The following is a 3,302-nucleotide window of genomic DNA, read 5'->3' on the forward strand; positions in this document are numbered from 1 at the left end:
CTCGTGCGGCTGTACGCGGAATTCTCCGCCGACCTGCCGCGCTGGCTCGTGGTCGCCGCGTTCGGCTGGTTGATCGCGTTCCTGCCGTGGGTGCTGCGGTCGGCCTGGATCTTCCTCACGCCGCGCGTCGACGGCAAGCCGGGCTGACGGGGCGCGACGGTGAGCGTGCGGCGCGTCGAGACGTTCGGCGGCACGCGCGGTGCGCGTACCGCCCTACCGCGCAGGCCGCGTATGCTTGGCGGGTCGCGCGGTGCACGCCTCCCGTAGGGCGTGTCGAGCCGCACCGCGGCGAGCCCCGCCAACAACACAGAGCCCCCGAGACCGTGATCGAGTTCTACCCGCAGATCAAATTCGTCCACGTCGCCGCGGTGATCCTCTCCGGCGGCCTGTTCATGCTGCGCGGCATGCTCATGCTGCTGCGGTCGCGCTGGACCAACCATCCCGCGCTGCGCTGGCTTTCCTACGCGATCGACACGACGCTGCTCACCGCGGCGCTCATGCTCGTGACGATCCTGCACCAGTATCCGTTCGTGCAGGCCTGGCTTACGGCGAAGGTGCTGCTCCTCGTCGTCTACATCGTGCTCGGCACGTTCGCGCTCAAGCGCGGGCGCACCCGCCGCACGCAGGTGGCCTGCTATTTCGCCGCATTGTTCACGTTCGCGTTCATCGTGACGATCGCGCGCGCGCACGACGCGTGGGGCATACTCGGCCGACTCGTCCACTGAGCGGCTGCGAAGGCAGCCTCGAAGGCGGTCGATCCGGCGCGCGCGCCGGACCCGCGCGAGCGCGCCCGGACGGTACCGCGGCGCAACCGGAAACGTCGGCAGGATGCCGGGCTTTCCACCGACGCCGAGTCGACCCGATGCCCGAGTCCGCGTTGCTGTACGGCCTCCTCGCCGCGCTCGGCGGCGGCCTGCTGGTCGGCATCGAGCGCGAGCGCAGCAAGGGCACGGGCCCGGGCCGTGACGCGATCGGCGCGCGTACCTGCGTGCTCGCCGCCCTCGCCGGCACGGTCGGGGCCCTGCTCGGAAGCGCCGCGCTCGTACTCGGTGGCGCGGCGACGGCGCTGTTCGCGGGTGTCGCGTACTTCGATTCGCGCACGCGCGATCCCGGCCTGACCAGCGAAGTCGCACTCGTCCTCGTCTACCTGCTCGGCGCGCTCGCGGCGACGCGGGCGCAGCTCGCCGCCGGCCTCTACGTGCTCACCGCGATCGTGCTCGCGAGCAAGCCGTGGCTGCACCGCTTCACGCGCCAGTCGCTCACGGACGTCGAACTCGACGACCTGCTCGTGCTGGCAGCGTCGGTGCTGATCGTGCTGCCGTTGCTGCCCGATCGCGCGATCGATCCATTCGGCGTGCTGAACCCGCGCACGCTCTGGCTGCTCGTGGTGCTCGTGATGGCGATCAACGCGGCCGGCTATGTCGCGTTGCGTACGCTCGGCGCGCGGCGCGGCCTGCTGCTCGCGGGCTTCCTCGGCGGCTTCGTGTCGAGCACGGCGACGATCGGCAGCATGGGACAGCGCGCCGCCTCGACGCCCCAGGCACGCGGATCGGCGATCGCGGCCGCGCTGCTGTCCAATGTCCCGACCGTGGTGCAGATCGCGCTGATCCTTGCGGCGTCGTCGCGACCGCTGCTTTACGCGCTCGCGCCGTCGCTCGCGTGCGCGGGCCTCGTCGCCGCGGGGCTGGCCGCGGTATCCGTCGCGCGCGCACGCGCGATCGACGGCGACACGCCCGCGACGGCGGCGTCGCGGCCGTTCGACCTGCGCCATGCGCTGCTGTTCGCCGCGCTCGTCGCGACCGCGCTGCTGCTGTCGGCGGCGCTGCATGCATGGATCGGCGATCGCGGCGCGTTGCTCGCGGCGTCGGCCGCGGGCCTCGCCGACGTGCACGCGGCGACCGTGTCGCTCGGCCAGCTCGCGGCGACGGCGACCCTGCCGCTGCCGCAGGCGGCGCTCGGCGTCGCACTCGCGTTCATCGCCAATTCGCTCGTCAAGTGCGTCGTGGCGCTCGCTGCGGGCGGAACCTCGTTCGCGCGTCCGCTCGTCGGTGGCGTGCTCGCGATCGACACCGCATTGCTGCTCGCGTACGCGCTGCTTCGCTGACGCCGGGCACCCGCTCGCCGCTGCGACGTTCGGTCGCGAGCGGTGTAATCTTGCACTTCGTCCCGCTTGACGCCGGTCAAGGCGCATCGCACTCGGATGGGGGAAGCTGCACGCAGGATCGATCGATTACGCAACGAGGGGGTTACCGATGAAACGTTTGCTGCTTGCCGTCGCCGTCAGCGCCGCCGCTTTGGCCGGCTGCACCAGCCGCTCGACCGGCACCAACGAAGCCGTCGCCGCGAACGTCCCCGCCGTCGCCACGACGGGCGGTTCCGCGCGGGGCGACTTCGGTCCGCCGCAGGGCGAGCCGGTCCATGCCGTGCTCACGAGCCCGCCCGAAGTGCCGCCGGCGACGAACCGCACGCAACCGGCGAAGGTGATCGTCGAGCTCGAAGTGATCGAGAAGGAGATGCCGATCTCCGAGGGCGTGACGTACACGTTCTGGACGTTCGGCGGCACCGTGCCCGGCAGCTTCATCCGCGTGCGCCAGGGCGACACGGTCGAGTTCCACCTCAAGAATTCCCCCGACAGCAAGATGCCGCACAACATCGACCTGCACGGCGTGACCGGACCGGGCGGCGGCGCGGCGTCGAGCTTCACCGCGCCGGGCCACGAGTCGCAGTTCACGTTCAAGGCGCTCAACCAGGGCATCTACGTCTACCACTGCGCGACCGCGCCGGTCGGCATGCACGTCGCGAACGGCATGTACGGACTCATCCTCGTCGAGCCACCCGAGGGCCTGCCCAAGGTCGACCACGAGTACTACGTGATGCAGGGCGACTTCTACACGGGCGGCAAGTACCGCGAGAAGGGACACCAGCCGTTCGACATGGAGAAGGCGATCGACGAATCGCCGACCTACGTGCTGTTCAACGGCCATGAAGGCGCGCTCACGGGCGACAAGGCGTTGACAGCGAAGACCAACGAGACCGTGCGGCTGTTCATCGGCAACGGCGGCCCGAACCTCGTCTCGAGCTTCCACGTGATCGGCGAGATCTTCGATCGCGTGCAGCAGGAAGGCGGCACGCATCCGCAGGAAAACGTCCAGACCACGCTCATCCCCGCCGGCGGCGCCGCGATCGTCGAGTTCCACACCGAGGTGCCGGGCAGCTACGTGCTCGTCGACCACTCGATCTTCCGCGCCTTCAACAAGGGCGCGCTCGCGATCCTCAAGGTCGACGGGCCGGAGAACAAGGCG

3 protein-coding genes are annotated in these 3,302 nt (G+C 70.4%); all 3 read left to right on the forward strand.

Annotated features, from left to right (window positions below; all coding sequences use genetic code 11):
- The first annotated feature begins 323 nt into the window (after positions 1-323).
- Complete coding sequence (locus tag VI238_RS10070; protein WP_331650936.1) at positions 324-725, forward strand: SirB2 family protein; 402 nt, start codon at positions 324-326, stop codon at positions 723-725.
- A gap of 137 nt (positions 726-862) precedes the next feature.
- A complete protein-coding gene (locus tag VI238_RS10075) occupies positions 863-2,104 on the forward strand; it encodes an MgtC/SapB family protein (protein ID WP_331650938.1) in 1,242 nt (413 codons plus the stop codon).
- A gap of 148 nt (positions 2,105-2,252) precedes the next feature.
- Positions 2,253-3,302 (forward strand): copper-containing nitrite reductase (gene nirK, locus VI238_RS10080; protein WP_331650940.1); only part of this gene is annotated, 1,050 nt, incomplete at its 3' end.

This window comes from Dokdonella sp., assembly GCF_036518555.1.
Lineage (GTDB): Bacteria > Pseudomonadota > Gammaproteobacteria > Xanthomonadales > Rhodanobacteraceae > Dokdonella_A.

Coding starts and splice junctions, on each gene's coding strand:
- VI238_RS10075 (WP_331650938.1), top strand. CDS start 863: ATGCCCGAGTCCGCGTTGCTGTACGGCCTCCTCGCCGCGCTCGGCGGC.